The 22717-nt window shown below is 53.3% G+C and carries 19 protein-coding genes and 1 pseudogene; 3 read left to right on the plus strand and 17 right to left on the minus strand.

The genetic code is table 11. The annotated features are described in order from the left end of the window. Positions 1-13 precede the first annotated feature (13 nt). From MKX70_RS31845 to MKX70_RS31890, 10 genes are all read right to left on the minus strand, one after another. Positions 14-505 (minus strand): DinB family protein, encoded by a 492-nt coding sequence (locus MKX70_RS31845; protein WP_042233474.1) that lies wholly within the window; start codon positions 503-505, stop codon positions 14-16. Further along, entirely contained in the window at positions 502-1683 is a 1182-nt protein-coding gene (gene solA / locus MKX70_RS31850) for an N-methyl-L-tryptophan oxidase (protein ID WP_340841721.1), read from the minus strand. Before solA ends, MKX70_RS31845 begins: the two co-directional genes overlap by 4 nt. Next, the gene (locus tag MKX70_RS31855; protein ID WP_340841536.1) at positions 1676-2875 is read right to left on the minus strand and encodes an amidohydrolase; all 1200 of its coding nucleotides are present in this window, start codon (positions 2873-2875) and stop codon (positions 1676-1678) included. The genes solA and MKX70_RS31855 overlap by 8 nt, the downstream gene beginning before the upstream one ends. Then, the gene (locus MKX70_RS31860; RefSeq protein WP_042233470.1) at positions 2872-3894 is read right to left on the minus strand and encodes an LLM class flavin-dependent oxidoreductase; all 1023 of its coding nucleotides are present in this window, start codon (positions 3892-3894) and stop codon (positions 2872-2874) included. The genes MKX70_RS31855 and MKX70_RS31860 overlap by 4 nt, the downstream gene beginning before the upstream one ends. Before the next feature lie 11 nt (positions 3895-3905). Beyond that, positions 3906-4658: an amino acid ABC transporter ATP-binding protein gene (locus tag MKX70_RS31865; RefSeq protein ID WP_042233468.1), complete on the minus strand. Its 753-nt coding sequence runs from the start codon at positions 4656-4658 to the stop codon at positions 3906-3908. After that, the gene (locus MKX70_RS31870) at positions 4655-5365 is read right to left on the minus strand and encodes an amino acid ABC transporter permease (protein ID WP_039301120.1); all 711 of its coding nucleotides are present in this window, start codon (positions 5363-5365) and stop codon (positions 4655-4657) included. Before MKX70_RS31870 ends, MKX70_RS31865 begins: the two co-directional genes overlap by 4 nt. Beyond that, on the minus strand, positions 5365-6147 hold the full coding sequence (locus MKX70_RS31875; RefSeq protein WP_042233466.1) for an amino acid ABC transporter permease: 783 nt from the start codon (positions 6145-6147) through the stop codon (positions 5365-5367). The genes MKX70_RS31870 and MKX70_RS31875 overlap by 1 nt, the downstream gene beginning before the upstream one ends. Positions 6148-6182: 35 nt before the next feature. Beyond that, positions 6183-7064: a transporter substrate-binding domain-containing protein gene (locus MKX70_RS31880; protein ID WP_340841537.1), complete on the minus strand. Its 882-nt coding sequence runs from the start codon at positions 7062-7064 to the stop codon at positions 6183-6185. Further along, complete coding sequence (locus MKX70_RS31885; RefSeq protein WP_042233463.1) at positions 7061-7585, minus strand: GNAT family N-acetyltransferase; 525 nt, start codon at positions 7583-7585, stop codon at positions 7061-7063. The genes MKX70_RS31880 and MKX70_RS31885 overlap by 4 nt, the downstream gene beginning before the upstream one ends. 111 nt (positions 7586-7696) lie before the next feature. Continuing rightward, complete coding sequence (locus MKX70_RS31890) at positions 7697-8593, minus strand: LysR family transcriptional regulator (RefSeq protein ID WP_042233461.1); 897 nt, start codon at positions 8591-8593, stop codon at positions 7697-7699. 280 nt (positions 8594-8873) lie between these two features. On the opposite strand from MKX70_RS31890, the gene MKX70_RS31895 reads away from it, so the two are divergent. Then, positions 8874-9458 carry a GNAT family N-acetyltransferase gene (locus tag MKX70_RS31895; RefSeq protein ID WP_340789549.1) on the plus strand — a complete coding sequence of 195 codons (585 nt, stop codon included), beginning with the start codon at positions 8874-8876 and terminating at the stop codon, positions 9456-9458. A gap of 615 nt (positions 9459-10073) precedes the next feature. On the opposite strand, the gene MKX70_RS31900 is transcribed toward MKX70_RS31895, so the two are convergent. Together MKX70_RS31900 and MKX70_RS31905 are read right to left on the minus strand one after the other, a co-directional pair. Then, entirely contained in the window at positions 10074-10739 is a 666-nt protein-coding gene (locus tag MKX70_RS31900; RefSeq protein WP_340841722.1) for a vWA domain-containing protein, read from the minus strand. Positions 10740-10934: 195 nt separating this feature from the next. After that, a pseudogene (locus tag MKX70_RS31905) lies at positions 10935-11576 on the minus strand (TerD family protein); the annotation flags it as partial. Positions 11577-11597: 21 nt separating this feature from the next. Here MKX70_RS31905 and MKX70_RS31910 point away from each other — a divergent pair. Then, entirely contained in the window at positions 11598-12998 is a 1401-nt protein-coding gene (locus MKX70_RS31910) for a TerD family protein (protein ID WP_340841538.1), read from the plus strand. Positions 12999-13089: 91 nt separating this feature from the next. Here the strand turns inward: MKX70_RS31910 and MKX70_RS31915 are convergent, their stop codons facing one another. Beyond that, entirely contained in the window at positions 13090-14046 is a 957-nt protein-coding gene (locus MKX70_RS31915; protein WP_340789554.1) for a 3'-5' exoribonuclease YhaM family protein, read from the minus strand. Between the two features lie 206 nt (positions 14047-14252). Further along, positions 14253-16526 carry an FMN-binding protein gene (locus tag MKX70_RS31920; protein ID WP_340841539.1) on the minus strand — a complete coding sequence of 758 codons (2274 nt, stop codon included), beginning with the start codon at positions 16524-16526 and terminating at the stop codon, positions 14253-14255. Positions 16527-17013: 487 nt separating this feature from the next. Here MKX70_RS31920 and hemH point away from each other — a divergent pair, with 487 nt between their 5' ends. Beyond that, a complete protein-coding gene (hemH, locus tag MKX70_RS31925) occupies positions 17014-18084 on the plus strand; it encodes a ferrochelatase (protein ID WP_042233452.1) in 1071 nt (356 codons plus the stop codon). Positions 18085-18625: 541 nt separating this feature from the next. Here hemH and MKX70_RS31930 read toward each other — a convergent pair. From MKX70_RS31930 to MKX70_RS31940, 3 genes are all read right to left on the minus strand, one after another. After that, a complete protein-coding gene (locus MKX70_RS31930; protein WP_039301415.1) occupies positions 18626-19078 on the minus strand; it encodes an IDEAL domain-containing protein in 453 nt (150 codons plus the stop codon). Between the two features lie 344 nt (positions 19079-19422). Beyond that, on the minus strand, positions 19423-21231 hold the full coding sequence (locus MKX70_RS31935; protein ID WP_042233449.1) for an adenine deaminase: 1809 nt from the start codon (positions 21229-21231) through the stop codon (positions 19423-19425). A 246-nt stretch (positions 21232-21477) separates the two neighbouring features. After that, complete coding sequence (locus MKX70_RS31940) at positions 21478-22710, minus strand: pyridoxal-phosphate-dependent aminotransferase family protein (protein WP_340841540.1); 1233 nt, start codon at positions 22708-22710, stop codon at positions 21478-21480. Positions 22711-22717 lie beyond the last annotated feature (7 nt).

The following is a 22717-nucleotide window of genomic DNA, read 5'->3' on the forward strand; positions in this document are numbered from 1 at the left end:
GGTTGTGTATTCATTACAAAGTGGCTTGCTGGGCAGAGAGACTGGCTTCTGCTCCCCGCTTGACCCGTTCGATCTGGGCCAGATGGTTCTGCACATGGGCGGTGAAGCTGCGGACGATATCGGCAATCCGGACGGTGTCTCCCTTGACATTAATCCCGCTTTTCTCCCATTCTGCGGCAGTCAGTCTTCCCAGCAGGAGACTATTGTAATGCAGCAGGCTGCGGAACAGCTCCAGGCTGTCTGTCGCCTTACCCAGATTGCTGTGCTGCCCGCTGACCCAGGCATCCTGATTGAATGCCGGAAGCTGCACCTTCGTATCCGCCAGAATATCACGGATACGGAAGGAGACCACAATGCTGTGATCAGCCAAATGTGACAGTACCTCGGTTACGCTCCAGCTGGCCGGCTCCGCCTTCCACTTCAGATGCTCATCGGATAAGCCTTCCAGTGCCTGCATCAATTGCCCGTGCGTATTCAAGTACTCTGTTAGCTCCACACTACTCATTCGATCTCCTCCAATATAAGTTTCGGTTGCGGCTGGTCAGGCCTGATAGGGAAGCGTGACAGCACAAATGGCGCAATATTCTGCCTAGTATTTCCCTGTACAGCCAAATCTGCGAGGATCTCCCCGACCACGCTGGAGAATTTGAAGCCATGTCCCGAGAAGCCTCCGGCCAGCAGCACATTGCTGTAGGCCGGGTGGCGGTCAATAATGAAATCCTCATCCGGCGTATGCTCATATTTACAGACGGACCCTTTAAGCAGCTTCCCGGCTGCGCCAGGCATATAAGCCTCCAATACACGGCGAAGATCGTCTTCATCGCTCTCCAGACTGCCGAACGGTGCCAGCGGTTCGCCGGGCCTCCATTCCTCGCCTGTATCATGGCGGCCGATCTTCAGTCCAGCACCGCCGATGCTGGGGAAGCCGTAGAAGCCTCCTTCCTCAGCGCCCAGCGTGAAGCCTGGGAACTTCCCGGCCTCGAAGTCCGGCGTACTCCCAAACCAGCCCACTACCTTACGGACGGCCTTAATCGGCAGGCTGACGAAGGGTGATAATGAACTGAACCAGGCTCCAGCGCTGAGCACAGCAGCCGCCCCCTGATAATCGCCGTTCTTCGTATGAACGGTGACACTTCCTTCGCGGGCCGTTACATTCAGCACAGGTGTGTTCGTCAGCAGCTCTGCACCATGAGCCAGTGCCAGCTGCCGGTAGGCTGTTATGCACCGCTCACTGTAGAGGTAACCCGCATCCGGCTCATACATCGCCTCGAAGGATTCCGGAAGCTTCAGCGCCGGCCAGCGGCGGCGGATCTCCTCCGCATCCAGCTGCTCGGCCCGGACCTTCCGCTTACGCGCTTCCGCCAGGCGACCGGCGAAGGAATAGACGCCGCTGTCTGCCAGATTGAGCACGCCTGAAGGGACAAGCAACTCCGTCCCGCTCTCCGCTTCGGCCTCTTCCCATAGCACCTGGGCACGGAGCGCCAGGTCAATATAGGCCGGATCTCCGCTATAGGCATGCCGGATCAGCCGGGTCTCCCCGTGATGGCTGCCTTCGGTATGCGGCGGATCAAAGGCATCGATCAGCAGCGTCCTCACGCCTTGCCGGGCCAGATGATAACCCGCGCTCATTCCCATCGACCCTGCGCCAACAATGATCACGTCATATACGGGATGGTCAGCTATGATCCGCACCCCCTTCAGCCGCGAAATGCTCCAGCACCCGTACCGCCAGACTGCTGAAGAACCCGGCACCCACAGGCAGAGCCGCTTCGTCCAGATCGAACTCAGGGTGATGCCATTCCCGGCTTCCGGCCGTGCCGGTAAAGACAAATAAACCGGGAACCTCCCGCTGGTAGAAGGCGAAGTCCTCTCCGGCCGGTGATGGTACCGGCTTAACAGAGGTATAGCCAAGGTCCGCGGCCGTTTCTTCTCCAAGCCGGGCCAGCAGCGCGTCATTGATAACCGGCGGCGGTCCGCCGATCCAGCGCACGCTGGCTTCGGCACTCAGTGCGGCCGCAACACCAGTCACCACCTCTTCGAAGCGCTTCAGCACCCTGCCGCGCACCGCTTCGTCGAACGAACGTATCGTCCCTTCCAGCACCGCCGTTTCCGGGATGATATTCCACGAGTTCCCGCTGTGAATCTGCGTAACGCTGATGACGGCACTGTTCAGGCTGCTCACATTCCGGCTGACGATGGACTGCAGCGCCGTAACGATATGGGAAGCTGCTACGATGGGGTCTATACCGGCTTCCGGCACTGCCGCATGGGTTCCGAACCCGCGGATCTCCGCTATGAAGCCGTCAGCAGCTGCCATCAGCGGACCTTCCTTAATACCGATGGTCCCTACCGGCAGATCCGGCTTATTATGCATCCCGATGACCGCGCGGACATTATTCAGCCCTCCGGCAGCGATGATCTGCTGCGCGCCTTTTGCCTTCTCCTCGGCAGGCTGGAACAAGAAGCGGACCGTTCCCTTCAGGCTGCTCTCCTGATCCTTCAGCTGATAAACCGCCCCCAGCAGCGCCGCCGTATGGAAGTCATGGCCGCAGGCATGCATTCTGCCGGGAACCTGCGAGGCATAAGGCAATACGGTTTCTTCCTGAATCGGCAGTGCATCAATGTCGGCCCGCAAGGCAATCACCGGACCGCCCTGCAAGCCGCCGATTTCAGCAATCACTCCGGTCTTCAGCCCGTAATCTGCTATCTTCACGCCTACCTGCTTGAGCAGTGAGGTAATATATTTCGTAGTTTCATATTCTTCATTAGAGAGTTCAGGATGCCGATGCAGATGACGGCGGATCTGGGCCAGCCGCTCATTGAACGATAACCTGTTAACTGCCTGTGCAGCGGATTCCGCAGTTGTACTTGTCATGATGAGGCCTCCGCCGGAACCCCGGCGAGCGCTTCAGCCAGCAGCTCGAAGGAACGCAGCCGTTTGTCAAAGGGCTGCACATTGGTCGTGATAATAAACTCCTCCACCCCGGATGCCTCAGCCAACGCCAGCAGCTGCCCGCGGACACTTTCCTTCGTTCCTTTGGTAACCTCCGGCTCCCGTTCTTCCAGGGTGTAAGGCTCCGTGGTCTGGCGGGTGAACTCCTCCGCCTGCTCGCGGGTGGCCACCGTCAGCTTCTTCCCGCTGGCGAGTTGAATGCGGATCAGCTTATGCGCTCCGCCTAGCTCTTTGGCCTCCTCTTCCGTATCGGCCACGATTACAGCCAGCGCGATAATCACTTGCGGCTCCTTCCCGCTGCTGGTATTGAAGCCGCTGCGGTAAGCACGCACCGCTTCCAGGGCAACGGCCTGATCGCCGCCGATGAACAAAGAGAACACATACGGCAGCCCCAATTCCGCAGCGATTTCGGCACTGGCGACACTGGCCCCCAGTAAATACAGCTGCGGCGGAGTTCCGGGCAGCGGGCCAGCCTTCAGCCCGGTGAGCGGATGATCCTCCTCCAGCCGGTTATGTACATATTTCTCCAGCTCTATGATTTTATCGGTCAGTGAAGGAGCCTCGCCGCCTCCCTGCTGCAGCGCCTGCGTACTGCGCGGCAGCCCGCCGGGAGCACGCCCGACGCCCAGATCTACACGGCCCGGCGCCAGCGAAGCCAGCACGTTGAAGTTCTCAGCCACCTTATAAGGGCTGTAGTGCTGCAACATAATCCCGCCGGACCCGATGCGGATACTCTCAGTCTTGGCCAGCAGATGCGAGATCAGCACCTCCGGTGAAGAACCGGCCACCTGCTCGGAATCATGATGCTCGGATACCCAGAACCGGCGGAAGCCGAGACGCTCCGACAGCTGCGCCAGCTTGATGGTATGCTGAAAGGCCTCCTCCGGCGTCTCTCCCGGATAAATCGGGCTTTGATCCAAAACGCTGATTGTAATCGCCATAGTTATGCCTCCTAGATGGAATAGTTCAGCTCCGGCGTAATCCGCTTCAGGAACTGCTTCGTTCTTTCTTCACGCGGATGGTTGAACACCTCGGTGGGTGTGCCTTCTTCTACAATCACGCCGCCGTCCATGAACACCACATGGTTCGCCACATCGCGGGCAAAACCCATCTCATGCGTCACCACAATCATCGTTATCCCTTCTTTGGCAATCTTGCGGATCACCGCAAGCACTTCGCCAACCAGCTCCGGGTCGAGTGCAGAGGTCGGCTCATCGAACAGAATCACTTCCGGCTCCAGCGCCAGCGCCCGGGCAATGCCGACCCGCTGCTGCTGGCCGCCGGACAGCTGGCTTGGATAGGCATCCAGCTTGCTTGCTAAGCCGACCTTTTCCAGCAGTGCGATGCTTCTCTTCCGTGCTTCCTCCTTCGGAAGCTTCTTGACGATCAGCAGCCCTTCCATCACATTCTCCAGCGCCGTTTTGTGGCGGAACAGATTGTATTGCTGGAAGACCATGGCCGTTTTTTGCCGCAGCTGGTGAATATCCTTTTTGCGGGCATGCCGGCAGTCCAGCTTGAACTCACCGATCGAGATTTCGCCGCCGCTTGGCTTCTCCAGATAATTCACACAGCGCAGCAGGGTTGTTTTGCCGGAACCGCTGGGGCCGAGAATGACGACAACCTCCCCTTTGGACACCTTCAGATCAATATTGTTCAGTACCTGATGGCGCCCGAAAGACTTCGATATACGTTCCAGCTTAATCATGCGACTCCACCCCGGTTATACAGATTTATCCGTTTTTCGATCAGGGCGGTGGCCCGCTCAATGAGGAAGGTCAGCCCCCAGAAGATCAGCGCCGCCGCCAGATACGCCTCGAAGAATTTCCAGTTTGTCGAAGCTACGATTTGCGCCTGGGCATTGATATCCACGACCGATACGGTAAAAGCAAGCGTAGACCCGTGCAGCATTCCGATCACGGAATTCGACAGATTGGGCAGGCTCGCCGCCAGCGCCTGGGGGAATACGATCCGCCGGAGCGCCTGGGGAGTACTCATCCCTATGGAATGTGCAGCTTCGATCTGACCGCGGTCCACCGCCAGCAGGCCGGAACGGACCACCTCGGACATATAGGCTCCTGCTGTAATGGAGAAGGAAATGTAGGCGAAGCCGATCATCGGAATCGACACCGAGCGGAAGCTCCATCCGAACTGTACAGCAAGCCCGTCGATAATCATCGGCAGCCCGAAATAGATCAGCAGCAGATGCGTCAGCATCGGGGTGCCGCGGATGAAGGTGACATACCCCACCGCCAGCGGATACAGGACAGGTACTTTATAAATCCGGACCAGTGCCACCACAATTCCAATCGCGAAACCGGCCAATACTGAGACTACCGTGATATACAGCGTTGTAGGAATGGCACCCAGAATCTGCAGGAACGCCGTCCAGATAAACGATGGGTCCAGCTTCATTACGCGCCGCCTCCTTTACCCGGTCCCATGTCCGCAATGATATGGCGGTAGGACGCTTTTTTCTGCAGACTGAATTTCCGCTTCACCGGACTGCCCTGGTCTTCATGACGGAGTAACCGGCGTTCCGCCACCAGCAGCAGCTTCTCAATCGTAAAGCTAATCACGAGATAGATAAGTGCAAGTGCAATATAGGTTTCAATAAAATGCTGGGTCACGCTGCCCAAAGTCTGCGCCTTACCCGTCATCTCCATCACGCCCAGCGTGAACGCAAGCGAAGTATCCTTCAGCAGCGCAATGACCAGGTTCGAGAACACCGGAATGGCAATCCCCAGTGCCTGGGGCAATACGATCCGGGTAAAAGCCTGATAAGAGGTCATCCCCGTGGCGTAAGCCGCTTCCACCTGGCCTTTATCGACAGCCGTTACCGAAGCGCGGATCATCTCCGACATGAAAGCTCCCGTATGCAGGCCGTAGGTCAGAATTACGAATACCAGCACCGGCGTCCGCGTCATATCGAGATTTACCAGCTTCAGCACCTCGGGCAGACCGTAATAGAACAGGAACAATTGGATCAGAATCGGCGTCCCCCGGAAGAATGAGATGTACACCTCTGCGCAGGTCTTCAGGACCGGCACCTTGTAGAGGCGGGGAAGGGCAATGATAAATCCGACAATCACACCTGCCAGCAGCGAACAGGCTACGATCAGCAGTGTTGTGCTCAGCGTAGTCAGCAGCTTAGGCAGAAAAGAGAATACAAAACTAAGATCAAACGGTGCTCCCATCCTGCCCCTCCTTCTCCGCTATAACGGCAGCCTCATCATTGAACCGCGGATGTGGTGACGTCAGCCCCCAGCCACTGCGTACTTATTTTGCCCAGCGTGCCGTCTGCCTTCAGCTCTGCGACCACTCCGTCAATGGCATCCGACAGCTTCTGCGACGGGGCATCATCCTTGCGGAACACATACAGAATGTCAGCGGAGGACAGCTCAGCACCTACCGCCTGCAGCTTGCTCTGCGGATCAATAATCGGCAGTACGAAATCCGCAGCGAGCGTAGCATCCACACGGCCCGAATCAATCTGGCTCACCGTATCGTTGGCCGCACCGTTCTGATAGACAATTTTGATCGAATCCGCGCCGTGCTCCTTGTTGTAATTCTCGAGAATTTGCGCTTGTGCGCTGGTTGCGCCTGTCAGCACCTTTTTACCTTGCAGATCGTCCAGCGTCTGGATCGAATCATTGCCTTTGGCTACAATAATGCGGTTTCTCCAGTGGGCATAAGCTTCTTTGTTGAAAGAATACTTCTGCTCCCGCTCCGGGTTCTTCTCCATAACATGGGCTACCAGATCAATCTTCTTGGTCTCCAGGCTCAGCAGCAGATTGCTGAAGTCCATCGTCTGGAATTCGAACTCATACTCCGGCAGACGGCTGTCAATTTCCTTCAGCAGCTCTACATCGAACCCGGTCAGCTTGCCGTTCTCGTCAATGAAGCAGACATTCGGAAAAGCGGTGCCTGTGCCGACCACGATCTTGGTCACCTCTGCCGGTTCTGCGGCTGCAGTCGTTGCCTCCGCACTGGTCTGCGGTGCTGCTTCCGCCACATTCCCGCTGCTGCTGCTGTTCGCGCTGTTATTGCTGCCGCAGCCGGCGATCACCAGCGTCAATGCCAATGCAGTTGTGAGCGAAATGGTCTTTTTCATCTCTCTATCCCCTTTAGGTTGTAGTATGGTTGAGCGGTAAGTGTCTTTCTCATCAGATACATAATGCCGTCACCATTCTGTGCATCCAGCTCCAGAATCCGTTCATACCCCCGGCGTTCGTACATGGGAACCAGCCAGGGATGCTTCTGCGCCGTAGCCAGGGTTACAGCGGAAGCCCCCAGCTTGCCGTGAATAATATGCTCCTCCACCCAGTCGAGCAGCTTCCCGCCGTAACCTTTGCCGCTGCGCTCGGGATTCACTGCGAACCATTTCACAAAAGGCAGCTCGGTTACCGCCTTGACCTCTCCGCTCTTCGAGAGGGTGATCGTCGCCTCCACGTTGCCGTCGATCTCCAGCACATAACATTCATTGGTGGCGATGTTATCCTGAATTAGAGCCAAATCGGCGTTTGCCGCCGGCCAGTGCAGTCCAAGCTCGCGGATCAGCTGATAGGCACGATAGGTCACATCCAGCAGCTGCTGGGCATCCTTCTCTCCGGCCTGCCGGTATACCTCGCTCATTTCGTGCCCCCGTTTCTCAATTTATATAATTCATATCTGTTTAGTGGTTATTATATGCAATTAACTTTATCACTGCATGCAGCCATGCGCTAATAGAGTTTTTTAATACTGTTATACAAGAAGTCGATCCGGCTTGCTGCGGCCCACCGCCAGTTCCAGCAGCGACTCAATGAATTCCGCATTCTCCCCGTTCAGCGAGATCAGGCTGGTCCTCAGGGAAATCCCTTCCGTCTCGGCGACATCCACCCTGATCAGCGTTCCTGCCTCCACTTCCTCCTGCACACTGAGGGCCGGAAGGAAGCAAATCCCCGCTTGCCTCAGCACCAGCTTCTTGGCCGTCTCCAGATTATCCACCTGATACACAATGTCCGGCGGCTGCTCCATGCTCTCGAATACCCGGTGCAGGCGCATCCAGTCCAGCGAACCGCACTCGAAGAATACGAGAGTCTCCTCACGGATCTCCTGGATAGAGGCACGGCCCTGGCGGGCCAGCGGATGACCGGCATATACATACAGCGAGATCGGATCTTCACAGAAAGGGAACGACTGAATGGCCGGATTGACCACTTTGCGGATAAAAGCGAGATCAATCTCCTTCGCCTTCAGCTTCTCAATTAATGAATCGGTGGATGAGGTCGTCAGTTTAAAGTGGACCTGCGGATATTTCCGCTTCAGATGCAGCAGGAGCTGCGGCATCAGATAATTGGAGACCGACACCGTGCTGCCGATTCTCAGTTCATCCGGAATTTGGCCCTTGGACTGGATCTGATGTTTGCCGTTCTGGTAGACCTGCAAAATCTGCTGCGCGTAAGGAAGGAACTGGCGTCCTTTATCCGTAAGGTTAATCTGCTTGCCCAGCCGGTCGAATACTCTGCAGTCCAGCTCCCGTTCAAGCGACTGGATGCGAGCCGTTACTGTCGGCTGGGAGATGTAGAGTACATCTGCCGCTTTGTTGAAGCTTCCGTAGTGGTTGATGTAGACAAAGGCTTCAATGTTCTCGATATTCATGTGTAGTCCTCCTCCACAACTTTATTTAAATTAACTATTCCAATCGATTAACATGGAATTAATGCCGTACGTATGTATAGATTTTGTTTATATCTTAGTCACCGGCCCTTTTTTTGTCAACCGACTCATCGTGTAATATACAGCAAAAACCATTACATAGATCACAAAACCAGATAGAACTTTTCTATCTGTTAATCGGTTTTATTAAATTCCTCTTATGTTCGTCGGAATTGTGGATTATAATAAGCGTCACATCCCATTTCTGAACAGGAGGTACCCGATGAATCATTCCGCAGAAATTGTAATCCGTGAAGCCGCAGATGCTGACCGCGAGGCTATCGCAGGAGTTCTGCTTGAGGCTTACAGCGAATATTCAGCCGTGCTGCCCGAACCTTTTTGGGCGCAGTACCGCGACTCCATTCTCGATTCCGTCCATGGCATCGCTCCAGTCTCGCGGATTGTAGCGGAGCTGGATGGGCAGATCATAGGCAGTGTGCTGCTGTTCACCTCTTCAGAGGCCGCTTACGGCAGGCCGGAGCTGGGTATCCACACGCCAATCATCCGTCTGCTCGCTGTTTCTCCGGCTGTCCGTGGACGCGGGGTTGCCAGACTGCTGATCAGCGAGGCCGCCAGACAATCCATGCTGCTTGGAGCAGCCAGCCTGAATCTTCATACTTCAGATATGATGGTATCCGCGATCAAGCTGTACGAGAAGCTCGGCTTCCAGCGTGCTTATGAAACGGATATTAAGAACGGGGACACGCTGGTCAAAGGATACCGCCTGGAGCTGCCCGTCTCCGCGGGCCTGCAGACGCAACGAACCTCCACCTCCACAGCTGAGCGGAAACGTCCCGCCGTCCTTTAGGGGACGGTAACCGCTCCAGCGGGAATATAAGGATAAAGTATGCGGAGGTTGTGCTGAAAGAAACCCGCCTGCAGGATAAAACCCGAGCAGGAGTACTTAGCTGCGCTGATAGGCAGACTTTTATTTTGGGCAGGAGCCTATAGCTCCGTCCAGGCCGGGGGGTTTGGTTTATTTTAGCCGCTGATAGTAGTGGAGGTCCTGTGATTGTGATGGAGATATGCTAATTATGGTGGAGATCTGCCAATCATGGTGGAAATCCGGGGTATTTAAAAAATCCTGCACAAAATACAACATTTTCCTCATAATCTCAGCCCTAATCCAAAATTGTTGTATAAAATACAGCATTCCTCCTCCTCTAAGCCGCTTAGCGGGAAAGATTGTTGTATTTCATACAACAATCTTCCCAAACGCCCAACTATCTGCGAGTCAAAGTTGTAAAAAGTACAACAATAATGCCTATAAAGTGTGAAGGTCATCATTGGTGAGCGCTATAGTGGTAAATACGGCTATAGATAAACGCTATCCAGTGTGAGCGCCATACGGGTGAATACAGCTATGAATAAACGCTATCCAGCGTGAACACGATACAGGCGTACGCCATACTGTAGTTCGCCGCTAGAGAATCCGCTTCGCCTTCGCCGCCTTCAGCCACTGCGGGAATTCATTCAACAGCTGATCATAGAGCTGCTCGTCGTTCACTTCTTCTATGCGGTCCAGATGGATGAAGTTTGCGTTATCCACCAGCCTTCCGCCCATCGTATCGAGCTTCTTCAGTACCTCGAAATCGGAATCACCGATCCCCACAAACTGCCAGAAGATCGGCAGCGAGGAAGACGCCATAATTACTTTTTTGGTTGGCTTCACTACGCCCCCGTCATTAATAAAGATAATAAAAACCGGAGTTGTATCCATCTCCTCGCGGGTGTATTTCTGAATCACATCCTCCATCACCGGCGGTTCATTGTTGCGTCCGAACTTATGGATTGAATCGTTGTTCATAATATGATTGAAGACATAGCTCCCGAGATCCCGTTCCGTTACCGGCGGCAGCCTGCTGAATTCCGTATCATACACCCACACATCCAGCGAGCCGTTGTCATCCAATTGGCAGGCTACGGCCAGAATACGTTCCACCACTTCCTGTACGACACCGCTGGAATAGAGATTTCTCATGGAGCCGGTGATGTCCAGCACAATTCCAACCCTGGCTTTTACATTGGTCAGCTGTTTTTTGACCAGGGTGAACCCGACTATTTTCTTGCGCAAATCTATGGATGACAGGACGTTGACATCGGCGGCCGGTGCAGTCTGCGGAAGGACGGTCTCCGACTTTTCTACTTCCTCTACATTCTCTACTTTCTCTACCTCCTCCTCCGCCGTCTCCAATACCTTCTCGAGCTTCTCCGTCTTCTCCAATAGTTCGGCTGCCGCTTCGTTGCCTGCCTCCGGTTCAACCTCAAGCCCATAGCTCTTGCAGAGCGCAGCCAAGCCTCCGTTAAAACCGCTGCCGATCGCGCTGAATTTCCACTCTCCCTGATGACGGTACAACTCCCCGGCTACCACTGCTGTCTCGTCGGACAGATCCGTTCCATAATCGAAGCGGTATAATTCCTCACCGTTCTTGCGGTCCATTAGTGACAGCTGCAGTCCGGACAGCTCCTTCATCCGCAGATTCTGCTGCTCCCCCTCGTAGATCGTCAATGTCACTGCAATCCGGGCATATTGCCCCGGAATTCCGGATAATGAAATCAAGAGGCTTTCCCCGTTCTCCCCCTCTGTCGTATGACTTACCATTCCATCCCTTGATACCGGATTACCGTAGAATATGAAATCCTCGTCCCGTTCACACCGGTTCTGCCCCGACAGCAGAAAAGCGGCTGCATCCACACTGATTCCGGCGTGCTCCGTATTCCAGCGCAACCGGATGGTTAGATCACTTACGCCCTTACCCTTGGTAATATCTACTTTTTGGCCTTTTAACAGCTGCAAGTCTCTCATCTCCCCGTTTAGCAGCATATTCCAGCAGTTCATAGATAAGGCATACCATATCCGCTGCGTTTTGTACATTCTGCTGGATTGTAATTCTCTCTGCGCTCCTTTAATATGAACCTTATACATGATAGATAAGGGGCTTTACCTATGGATTTTACAGCAATAGACTTTGAAACAGCCAATTCCAGCCGCTCCAGCGCTTGCGCATTGGGGCTTGTTCAGGTTAGAAATGGTGTGGTCACCGCAGAATATGACTGGCTGATTGACCCGCGGCAGAGGTTCGACGGAATGAATATCGCGATACACGGAATTACACCCTCGATGGTTAAAGGCAAACCGACCTTCGCAGAGCTGTGGCCCACGATTGAACCGCTGCTGCAAGGCGAGATTGTGATTGCGCATAATGCTTCCTTCGATATGAGCGTTCTGCGTTATTGCCTGGATGATTCGTTATTCAGCTATCCGGATTTCAAATATATGTGTACCTACCTGCTGGGCAAAAAAATGCTTCAGGAGCTGCCCTCCCATAAACTGAATGTCGTCTCGGAGCATTTCGGCATTAGGCTGAAGCACCATGATGCGCTGGATGACGCCAGAGCTTCGGCACTCATTCTATTGAAATTGATGGAGCAGTGGCAGCAGTTCGATCCCCTCCTCTTAGCCGGCAGCCAGGGCTATCAGGCAGGCACGATGTATGCGGGCGGTTATACAGCCTTCAAAGCATCACCCAAGAAAGCCGCCAAGAAACCGGCGGCCCCGAAGACTGCTGCGAAGACGGGAATTCCCGTAATCCAGGCTGTACCGGATCACGGAGTTCTCTTCGTATCCACTCAGCGTCTGACTTCTTCTGCAAGTCTCCCGGCTACAACACCGCCTGCCCCTGAAGTTCAAGCTGTACCCGTGCTGGTGAGAGGCCAGCGGGTGGATATCGGCGACAAGCTCAGTGCTTCGAGAATTCTCGTGTCTGTGGAGTGGGATCCAGCGCTTTCAGCCATGGAACCAGACATCTCTGCTTTCCTGCTCCGGGACACAGGACGCTGCGAACAGGATCAGGATTTTGTCTTCTATGGCAACATGGAAGACCCCAGCGGTTCTGTGTTCTACTCGAAGCCTGCGCCAAACGCGGGACATCTGCATCTTCAATTAGCGAAGCTGCCTGCGTCCATTACGCGGATCGCTTTGACCTTCACACTCTATGGGGAGGCTTCCGGCCAGAACCCGGGCCAGATCAATAACGCCTCCGCTTCACTGATTGATTCCCAGACGGGAACCAGGCTGGCCGCTTTTCCCTTTGGCCTGGGCTTAAGCCTTGAGACGGCAGTATTCATAGGCGAATTCTACCGGTACAAGGACAAATGGAGATTTGTTGCCATTGGAGAGGGATTCCCGGGCGGACTCCGTGCCCTGTGTAATCATTATGGTCTTGAGGTGGAACCTCCTGAAGCTGCGGCTGCGGCTGAGTCTACAGCTGAATCAGCCGTAACAATAGAAACGGCAGAAATAGTACGAACAGCCGGCAGGATTCCTCCGTCTGCCCGCAATTCATAGAATTCATGCCCCTTATGGCATACACAAATACCCCCGAGCTGCAATCGTGGCTTGGGGGTGTTGTTATTCTCTTATGCGTTACAGCATGGCCTCAGATCTTCATACGGTAAACCGCTTTATTCTCCAGTCCCCTGATGAACGGTGTCCATTCCTCCGTCTCCGGAGTGGTATCCAGCGCATCCTCCACCATCTGCAGCTTGGCGTCCATGGCATCGATATGATGCAAGGCGACCGCTTCCGCTGTCTGGGGCTGGACCGGACTTCCCCATTCCCCCAGATTATGATGCGATAATACCAGATGCTGCAGCGCCAATACCTTCTCCGATTCCAGATCAATGCCGGTGCGGATAGCCGCTTCCGTAATCCAGCTCGACGCCATCGAAATATGTCCGATCAGCTTGCCCTGCACACTATAATCCGACACAATGCCGAATTGCGAGATCATTTCTTCCGGTTTGGCAATATCGTGGAGGATAATTCCCGCTCTCATAAGATCAGGATTCAGGAACGGGCGCTGCTTGCACAGGAAATCCCCGATCTCCAGCATCCGCACCATATGATAAGCCAGTCCGGCGAAATAAGCATGATGATGCGTTTTGGCCGCAGGATAGTGCATCAGCTTCTCTTCCACTTTCCCCACACAGAAGGAAACGATCGATGCGACCTCCGGGTCGGTTATACTGGCCATTGCATTCTTAATCGTGTGGATCAGATCCACAGGACGCACAGGGGCTGAACGGATGAACTCGGTAAGCGACACGCCATCGGACTCATCCGCCAGTCTGATTTTGGTTATTTTGACCTGCAGCTTCTCCCGGTAAGTATGGGCAATCCCGCGGACCTTCACCAGGGCCATCGGGAAAAAAGTTTCTTTATCCGTTACACTTACATCCCAATATTTAGCCGACAGCTGGCCGCTGGAATCACCAAGTACAATATCAAAATAATCCTTTGGAGGAGTACCATTTGTCTGTTTGAGCACAAGTTCCCTAAGCAGATAGAAGCCGGTGAATTCATCCTGTGGGGATAGCTGTTTAATTAATGTCATGAGGAGCCTCCTATTACTTACAGGCTTTGAACCTGCGGTGTATATTAAAGTTTAGACATTCACATCCGAAATCCCTTTAAATTACTATACGATATCTATTCTTAATTATGTCGATCCCTCCCTTGCAGCCCGTTCGTGCAACAATAAAAAAGGGATGCCCCCAACCATTTGCATGGTCAAGGACGCCCCTTTGTGGTTAGATTTAATTATTTTCCAGCTGCTTCAAGTGCTGCTTTGATAGCTTCAACAGCTTTGGCAGAGATTGCTTTCTGAGCATCATTCGTTCCGAATGCTGCAGCACGGTATCCGTACTTGTGCAGTCCTTTGCCGTTAGAAGTATTCTCAATTTCGTATTTCACGAGCAATTCGTCATCCGTCAGGTTATATCTTACTTTACCTTTATCATCAAGGTAGTAAACAACCATAGTTACTGGAACATTGAACTTAGTAGTAACCATTACATTGACGGATTTGTCTGCACTAGCACCGATGAAGATCCCATCGAAGTATGCAGCCTTCTCGGTTTCAACAACTTCAGCTTTACCGTAAGCTCTGTCAACGGCAGCTTTAAGTGCATTGCTGCTGCTGGTAGCGCCGGATACAGCATCTACTTGTGCTGCGCCTTCTCTTGTGCCTGCAGCCAGGAAGTTAGCTGTCAGCACCGGAATTGCTTTTTGAACTTCAGCATAAGCGGCTTTACCCAGGTCTACCATGTTCATTCCTACACGGGAAAGAGCAACATTTACGATCTTGCCGTTACGCAGGGTAACGTCAGCTTTGTTTGTACCCTTGTCATAAGCGTCGCCGTAAGCGGTGAACGTGCCGTCTTTATAAGTGCCTTGTACTTTGGAAGCATTGGTCAGGGCATCAGTCAGTGCTGCCTTTGCTGCAGCAGATACAGCTTCCTGGCCAGCGATATCAGCAGTGTCCACGCCGTTTGCAAGCAATCCGGCAGTCAGTTGATCAACAAGGGATTTCTGCGCATCTGTACGCTTGTCATCAGCAATAATCTTGCCGTCTGTACCGAACAGGCTCAGTTTGATAGCAGTTACTTGATCGCCAGCAACATCTGCCAGCAGAAGAACTTTAGACTGGTTATCCACTCCGGCAAATTTGCCGTCGAAGTATTTACCTTCTGCAGATACCTTCAGAGCCTTCTCGAAAGCTCTTTCTACAGCCTGGTTCCAGCCGTGGCTGCTCTCAGTGGCGCCCGAAATTCCGTCTACCTTCTCATCATAATTAGCGATATAAGAACCGTTCGCAAGCAATTTAGCAGTCATAGGAGCATTTGCTTTCACTACTTCAGCATAAGCAGTTGCGCCTCTGTCAATCAGGTTAGTGCCAAGTCTGAACAATTTCACATCAACCAGCTTACCGTTGCGGATTACAACATCGGCTCTCTCAACGCCTACGCTTCTTGCTGTACCGTAGGAAGAGTAGAACCCGTCCACATAAGCGGAAGTGTTGTTGATGCTGGCATTTTGCTCAGCATCCCAGAAAGCTTTGATCGCAGCTTTGGATTCAGCTTCGAAGCCGGCTACAGACTTGGCAGCAGAACCATTGGCCAGCAGTACTGGTGTAATTGCTGCAATCGCTGCCGTTTGTTCAGCAGTATAAGTCTTCTCATCTGCGAAATCACCAGTTGCAGTCAGCGGGTACAATTTAACTGCTGTCAGTTTGTTTGCATCGTAAGTAGCAAACACTGCATATTTGGCTTCAGGATCTACACCCATGTGAACGCCGGCGAAATAAGTAGCATCAGCCGGCTTATCCTGCAGCGATCTTTCGAACGCTCTGTCCACCGACAATTTCCAGCCGTTGCTGGAGCGGGTTGCGCCGGATACAGCGTCAACAGCTGCTGCGCCGTCTCTCGTTTTGCCAATCAGTCTGTCTTTCATCAGACCGTATGCCACCCATACGCCGCTGTAGTTATCACGGGCGTTCCGGTCGATAATTTTCGGGCTGGTTCTCAGCAGCTCGATGTCGGCAATTTTGCCGTCTTTGATTGTAACTTTAGCGCCTTCAGTACCTTTGGAGTAAGCATCGCCATAGGCTACATAGACTCCGTCTTGATACACGGCTGCTTTAACAGTAACTGGTACTGCTGTTGCAACAGGCTTAGCTGTAGCAGCTGGCTTAACTGTTGCTGCTGGTTTAGCAGATGCTTTGGCGGATGCTGCAGGTGCAGCGGTTGCTGCCGGTTTAGCAGTTGCTTTAGGTGTTGCTGCCGGTTTAGCAGTTGCCTTAGGTGTTGCTGCTGGCTTAGCGGTTGCCTTAGGTGTTGCTGCTGGCTTAGCGGTAGGTTTAGGAGCTGGTTTAGCTGTCGGTTTCGGAGCTGGTTTGGCAGTAGCTGCCGGAGCTTCCTCCGAAGCTGCCGACACCGCATCCACCTTCAGGTTCAAGGCTGGTGCATTAATCGTGTAGGCGAGTGGCGCAAGCAGTAAGGCTGCGCTTACAGTCAAAGCAATTAGTTTTTTCAAATGCGTATTCTCCTTTATTATATCCCCAGTAGTATGTAGCCCTTTTAAACTGTTCTTCCCGTTCACACCATCCCTTCTTACGAAGAGTACCCGGACTCTTCATAAGAGGTCATCCCCCCTTTCCCGTTCCTGCGCGACCCATCCCGTGTGTGAAAAAGATGCATCCATTTATACAATCTTTCAAAAGGTGAAACAATTCACATAAAAAGGTGAATTAATTCACATAAGAGGATTTCAGGTTGCTAGCGGTAATTTCTGGCTTGATGGTATCAAATTTGAAACACTTTTCTCTGTATATAAAATCACACACCCTATAAGAAACATCACTATTTCGAAATTAACGTAAAAAGTACAATTGTTATCCCTCTCAAATTCTCCCATTTACACCGTCTTATGATATTAATGTGACAGATTATATTGTAACTCAGCCCCTTAATGTGATATTTTAAAACGATGTCATGTTCGTGAAAAGGAGCCGCTACTGCTCATGAATCAGCCTTCTATAGGAGTTATTCTTGCTCAGATTGGAACACCTGACGCCCCCAGCGCCAAGGCGGTTCGTCCATATCTTAAGCGCTTTCTGTCTGACCGCAGAATCATTGATTATCATCCGCTGCTCTGGCAGCCTCTGCTGCGCGGGATTATTCTGCGCACCCGGCCGCGCCGGTCTGCGAAGCTGTATCAGGAGATCTGGATGAAGGAAGGTTCCCCGCTGCTCGTCCACTCCAGGGCTCAGCAGACTGCGCTGCAGTCCCTGCTTGGCGGCCGCTACCAGGTTGAATTAGGACTTGCCTATAGCGAGCCAAGCATGCCGCAAGCCTTCCGCAAGCTGGAAGCTGCAGGTATTACACGGATCATTGTACTGCCGCTGTTCCCGCAGTATTCCTCGACCACAACTGCGTCGGTCTATGAAGCTGCAAGCTTCGCCGCACTGGGAAGGGATAGCCGCTCAGGGCAGGTCTCCAAGCGTTTCGTGCCGGCGCTGCGTTTCATAGAAGCCTATTATGATGCACCGGACTATATCTCAGCGATGAAGTCGCTGCTGCTCCGGAAGCTTGGAGAGCTGGACGAAGAACCAGATTACTATATTCTGTCCTTCCATGGAATACCCCGCCGTTATGCGGAGACTGGAGACCCGTATCCGCAGCAATGCCATCAGACCGGCCGTCTGCTTGCCGAGGCTATGAATTGGGCACCGGAACGCTGGCAGATTTCCTTCCAATCCCGCTTCGGACCCGAGAAATGGGTCGGCCCTTCTACTGCCCATACGCTCAAAGAGCTCAGCGGACGCGGAATTCGGAGGCCTATGATTTTCTCGCCGGGGCTTGTAACCGACTGCCTGGAAACGCTGCATGAGCTGGCTGTTGAAGGCCGGGAGCTGTTCGCTTCAGGCGGTGGAACGGCTGAGAATTTAACTGTCGCCCCCTGCTTGAATGACCATCCGGAATGGATAGACTTCCTCGCCCGGATGGTGAATGGCACAGCGTTGGGCTGGCTCCCAGCTGCAGAAGCTGTGGAAGCTGTGGAATCGTCCACTCCGGAGACGTTCAGTACCTAAGTGGAAGCGGCTATGCAGTCCTTTAAGGGACGACTCCCGTTTCAGCGGGAAGTATAAGGATAACGTATGGCGTAAACATTCCTTCTATATTTAAAGAAAAAATTACCCTAACGGGTGAATCAAGACGGGGCTTATGCGGCCTGAGCAGCTTATGCAGATTATAGGCCACTTCACATTGCTCCATTCAGACTACCTCTTGGACATCATCCCGGTGTAATCAGGGGCACTATTGCCCCTCATTTCTTCCTTTTGGCAGCCTCCGGTAGAAGCAGAGGCATTTATCCCTTTTCCCCCCTACCGCCCGCTTTCGGCGGATTCAGCGGGATTCCTGATACAAGGACAAATTCGTCCTTTAGGCGGATTTGCTCCAACTCCCAAAGAAACGTATCCAAAGCATCATGCGGGTTTTATCCCCGACAGACGAATATCATCATTTCCTATACAACCGAAAAGCCGCCTGATCGGCAGGCTGACTTCCCCTGCGGCCCGGACGGCTTTATTATTTGAATTGTATTCAGGCAGCTTACCTTCCGCATAAGATTCAAGCGGTCAGCTGTTTATATTTGGCAGTCAGTTCCTCGAACCACTGTTTATCCTGCAAAGTCAACGCAAAATCAATCAATTCGGCAATCTCTCCCGGCTGCAGCTCCGGCGAATCATTGAAGCTGATTTCAGCAGTAGCGACCGCTGCCCCATCTGCCCCATCCGCAAAGTCATAAGAAAACATCAGCTTGATATCACTCTCCAGAAACTCATTCCGCAGGAAGTATAGCACCTCACACATCAATACAGGTCTGACATGACTGTCGAAGACACAATCCATTACTTTGGCCCAATAATGCTGGTTGCTGAGATGCAGCTTATCATTGGTCAAGAGATACTGCTCACCCTGAAAGTCGTTGACAAATCTCAGTTCCACCGGCTCCATTTTAAAAATACCGGTAATTTGCTTCTTGGTGATATTCACGATGTCCTGTGTTTCTAATCTCATCATCTCATACACCCCGTTCCTTATATTTGGCCTTTCAGTATTTTTCTGCACATACACGATTCGACAATAATTTTAACTAATTTAAAAGTATTATCGACTTTTTCTCACAATTTGTTAATGTTTTTCATTAAAATTTTAAAAAAATATGTTTCTAATTGTGTTGAAATGGTTAATTATATGCCCCGCACCGGATTAAAGTCATTAATTTAGCAGTAAAGGCTATTCTGACAAGAGAAATCACATGCAAATAAGGGATGCTGCCCAGGCTCTATAATGAGCGGGCAGCATCCCGTTTCGGTGATGTCTGTATGATCCTGCAAGACTTTTGCCGGCTTCTGAACGTAGATTTAGCTCACAAACAATGGAACCAGCTGAATCCCCTCTTCCGGCGAAATCCGCACCAGCCCTTTATCTGAAATCCGCAGCGTCGGAATGACCGCCAGTGCAAGCAGCGACAAGGTCATAAAAGCATAATTCAATGTGCAGCCTGCATCATACAGCGCTTTACTGATGGCCGCAGACTGGGCTGCAGCAATCTCGAACGGCTCTGCCGACATCAGTCCGGCAATTGCCAGCGGGAACAGAGTTGTTCCGGAAGCGGTAATAACCGCAACACCGCCCTGAGCTTCAGCTACTGCACCCGCAGCTTTAGCCATGAGGTTATCATCATTGCCGATGACCAGCACATTATGGCTGTCATGGGCTACAGTCATGGCAATCGCAGCAGGCTCATGGAAGCCGATCCCCTCAACCACGCCAACCGATTTGTTGCCGGTTCCCTTATGCCGCTCCAGGACGGCGATTTTGCACAAGCCCCCCTGGACCAACAGCTTGGATTCAGCGACCGGCAGATTGATGATCAGTTCCCCGGTCTCCACATGATTCTCGATCACCTTGATGATCCGTGTGGCCAGAATACCTTCAGCAATTGGCGCGTGGATTACGAAGTCCTCCGGAACCGGAGGCTGCGGCAGATGTACAGAGGCCAACACTTCATCCGGATAAGTGTACGGACTCAGCTCAGCCGTCATGATCCCGTTCTCTGCTACGATAACTCCAGCCGCAATCGTCATCACGACGTGTACATCAGCCAGATTTCCGTCCAGCAGAATGATATCTGCACAGGAGCCCGGCGTAATTGAGCCGATATCACGGGCTACCCCGAACCGTTCGGCGGTATTGATCGTTGCCATTTGAAAAGCCGTGACCGGCTTAAGACCCTGGGAGATGGCGTGCCGCACCACAAAATCCATATGACCTTCATCCCGCAGCGACTCCGAGCTGCGGTCGTCGGTCACCAGCATCATCCGGCGCGGGTCGAGCCCATGCTCGGTGTGCGCGGTGATGGTCTTCGCCACATCATGCCAGGCGGAGCCGCGGCGCATTTTGGCATACATCCCAAGACGTACGCGTTCGATTACATCCTCCGCCGTCACACACTCATGATCGCCGGTTACACCTGCGGCGGCATAAACCGGAAGTCTCCAGTCATCCGCCGGCCAGGTGAAATGACCGTCTACATAACGTCCCGCGCGCAGAGTCGCCTGAATTTCCCCAAGCATCTTCTCATCGCCGTACACCACGCCAGGGAAATTCATCACTTCGCCCAGCGCAATGACATCCTCGCCCCAGGTAAAGGCCTCGGCTACTTCCTCCGGTCCGATCGATGCGCCGGTTGTTTCGAATTCCGCTCCTGCTGAAGGTACGCAGGAGGCAACCTGCATATAAGCCGCCAGCGGAGTTTCACGCATCTCATCCAGCATCAGCTTAATGCCCTTCAGCCCGAATACATTGGCGATCTCATGAGCATCAAAGAATCCGCCGGTCGTGCCCATAGGCAGCACTGCACGGGCAAACTCAGTCGCCGTCAGCTGTGTACTCTCGATGTGACAGTGCCCGTCAAGCAGACCCGGGGCAATGTATTTGCCTGCAGCATCAATGATCTGTGTCCCCTCACCGATCGTATGCGAGACATCCTTGCCAACGTAGGCAATACGTCCGCCCTGTACTGCTACAGACATCCCCTCCAGAATCTCTCCGGAGCATACATTGACCAGTTTGCCGCCAGTAATCACCAGTGTCGCCGGCTGGTCGCCGCGGGCAGTAGCCACAAGTCCAGGTACGCAGTCCGCAAGTGGTTTTCTTGTATAAGTCATAATACACACTCCCTTCCTGTTATTGGTTTCCTATATTTATATTCTATTTAGCAAAAACGGCCCTGACGCCCCTCACGGGTCGCAAGCCGTTGTTTGAACTATCGCCAGGAGAATAGACCTGACTGCTTATCTAAGCGGAGCTTAACGATGCTTATACAGCGTATTTAGCCCAAAACACAAGCCGTCCGGCTGCTCCGGAGCGTAACTTGTGCTGCTTACCTTTCACCACTTAGCGCATTTTTATGATTATCTTACTTTTGACTCGTATACGTCAAGTGCCGCCTGGACACCCTGGCCGGCTGAAACGGCGAATCCGTGGCGTACAAGCGCCGCCTCCAGTGCTCCAAGCAGACGCAGCACATTATTCTCCCGGCAGCTGAAGCCCATGGTGCCGATGCGCCAGATCATTCCTTTTAACGGACCGAACGAACTGGCAATCTCTATCCCGAAATGGTTCAGCAACATGGAACGCACCGACTCCCCGTCCACTCCCTCCGGAATCAGCACACAGGTGACTACCGTCAGCTTGCTCTCCGGATCACCGTACAGCTCCAAACCCATTGCGGTCAGGCCGGCTACCAGGGCTCGCTCATGATGCTTATGACGGACATGCCGGGCCTCCAGCCCTTCTTCCAGCACCAGCCGCAGTCCCTCACGCAATGCGTACAGCATGGAGGTCATCTCCGTATGGTGATTCAACCGCTGGGGGCTCCAGTAATCCTGCAGCATGCCGAGGTCAAAGTAGTTGCTGCGGACAACCGGCAGCTCGCTTGCCTCATCGACACCGGTTCTAAGGCCCCGCTCTACCTGTTTGCGCTTCAGCAGTTTAGCTTCGGCACGCTCGTTATAGGTGACCGGGGACATGCCCGAAGGGACAGACAGACACTTCTGCGTTCCGCCGACCACGGCATCGAGCATCCAGGCATCCGTCTCCACAGGCACCCCGCCAATGGTCGCCACCGCGTCCACAATCAGCAGGGCATCCTGCTCACGGCAAGCCCGCCCGATCTCGGCCAGCGGCTGCACACGTCCCGTAGAGGTCTCCCCGTGGACAATCGCCACCACATCCGGCTTAAAGCTGCGTATGGCCGCGATCACATCCTCCGGCGGAAACACGCTGCCCCAGGTCTGCTCAATGATGAATACCTCTGCACCGCAGCGCTCGGCAATCTCATGCAGCAGATGGCCAAACCGCCCGAAGACCGGAATCAGCACCCGGTCTCCCGGAGCGATCAGACTGACCATTACCGCTTCAATCCCGGAGCGTGATGTGCCGTCCACCGGATAGGCCCACTTATTGCCTGTGGCAAACAGCTCCCGCAGCATCTCCATCGTCTCGTTCATAATATCTGTAAACTCGGGATCGAATTGACCCAATACCGGATACGACATGGCCCGCAGCACACGCGGATCAACCTCTACCGGTCCCGGAGTCATAATACACCGCAAGGACGGCGATAAATCTTCGTAGCGCTTCATCACTCTC

The organism is Paenibacillus sp. FSL R7-0312, assembly GCF_038004445.1.
In the GTDB taxonomy this organism is placed as follows: domain Bacteria; phylum Bacillota; class Bacilli; order Paenibacillales; family Paenibacillaceae; genus Paenibacillus_AQ.

Bases quoted from the DNA above. Each gene is read 5' to 3' on its own strand.
- MKX70_RS31855 (WP_340841536.1), bottom strand. From the start codon at position 2,875: ATGACAAGTACAACTGCGGAATCCGCTGCACAGGCAGTTAACAGGTTA.
- MKX70_RS31845 (WP_042233474.1), bottom strand. From the start codon at position 505: ATGAGTAGTGTGGAGCTAACAGAGTACTTGAATACGCACGGGCAATTG.
- MKX70_RS31860 (WP_042233470.1), bottom strand. From the start codon at position 3,894: ATGGCGATTACAATCAGCGTTTTGGATCAAAGCCCGATTTATCCGGGA.
- MKX70_RS31880 (WP_340841537.1), bottom strand. From the start codon at position 7,064: ATGAAAAAGACCATTTCGCTCACAACTGCATTGGCATTGACGCTGGTG.
- MKX70_RS31870 (WP_039301120.1), bottom strand. From the start codon at position 5,365: ATGAAGCTGGACCCATCGTTTATCTGGACGGCGTTCCTGCAGATTCTG.
- MKX70_RS31885 (WP_042233463.1), bottom strand. From the start codon at position 7,585: ATGAGCGAGGTATACCGGCAGGCCGGAGAGAAGGATGCCCAGCAGCTG.
- MKX70_RS31875 (WP_042233466.1), bottom strand. From the start codon at position 6,147: ATGGGAGCACCGTTTGATCTTAGTTTTGTATTCTCTTTTCTGCCTAAG.
- MKX70_RS31935 (WP_042233449.1), bottom strand. From the start codon at position 21,231: ATGACTTATACAAGAAAACCACTTGCGGACTGCGTACCTGGACTTGTG.
- MKX70_RS31895 (WP_340789549.1), top strand. From the start codon at position 8,874: ATGAATCATTCCGCAGAAATTGTAATCCGTGAAGCCGCAGATGCTGAC.
- hemH (WP_042233452.1), top strand. From the start codon at position 17,014: ATGAATCAGCCTTCTATAGGAGTTATTCTTGCTCAGATTGGAACACCT.
- MKX70_RS31940 (WP_340841540.1), bottom strand. From the start codon at position 22,710: ATGAAGCGCTACGAAGATTTATCGCCGTCCTTGCGGTGTATTATGACT.
- MKX70_RS31930 (WP_039301415.1), bottom strand. From the start codon at position 19,078: ATGATGAGATTAGAAACACAGGACATCGTGAATATCACCAAGAAGCAA.
- MKX70_RS31915 (WP_340789554.1), bottom strand. From the start codon at position 14,046: ATGACATTAATTAAACAGCTATCCCCACAGGATGAATTCACCGGCTTC.
- MKX70_RS31910 (WP_340841538.1), top strand. From the start codon at position 11,598: ATGGATTTTACAGCAATAGACTTTGAAACAGCCAATTCCAGCCGCTCC.
- MKX70_RS31890 (WP_042233461.1), bottom strand. From the start codon at position 8,593: ATGAATATCGAGAACATTGAAGCCTTTGTCTACATCAACCACTACGGA.
- MKX70_RS31865 (WP_042233468.1), bottom strand. From the start codon at position 4,658: ATGATTAAGCTGGAACGTATATCGAAGTCTTTCGGGCGCCATCAGGTA.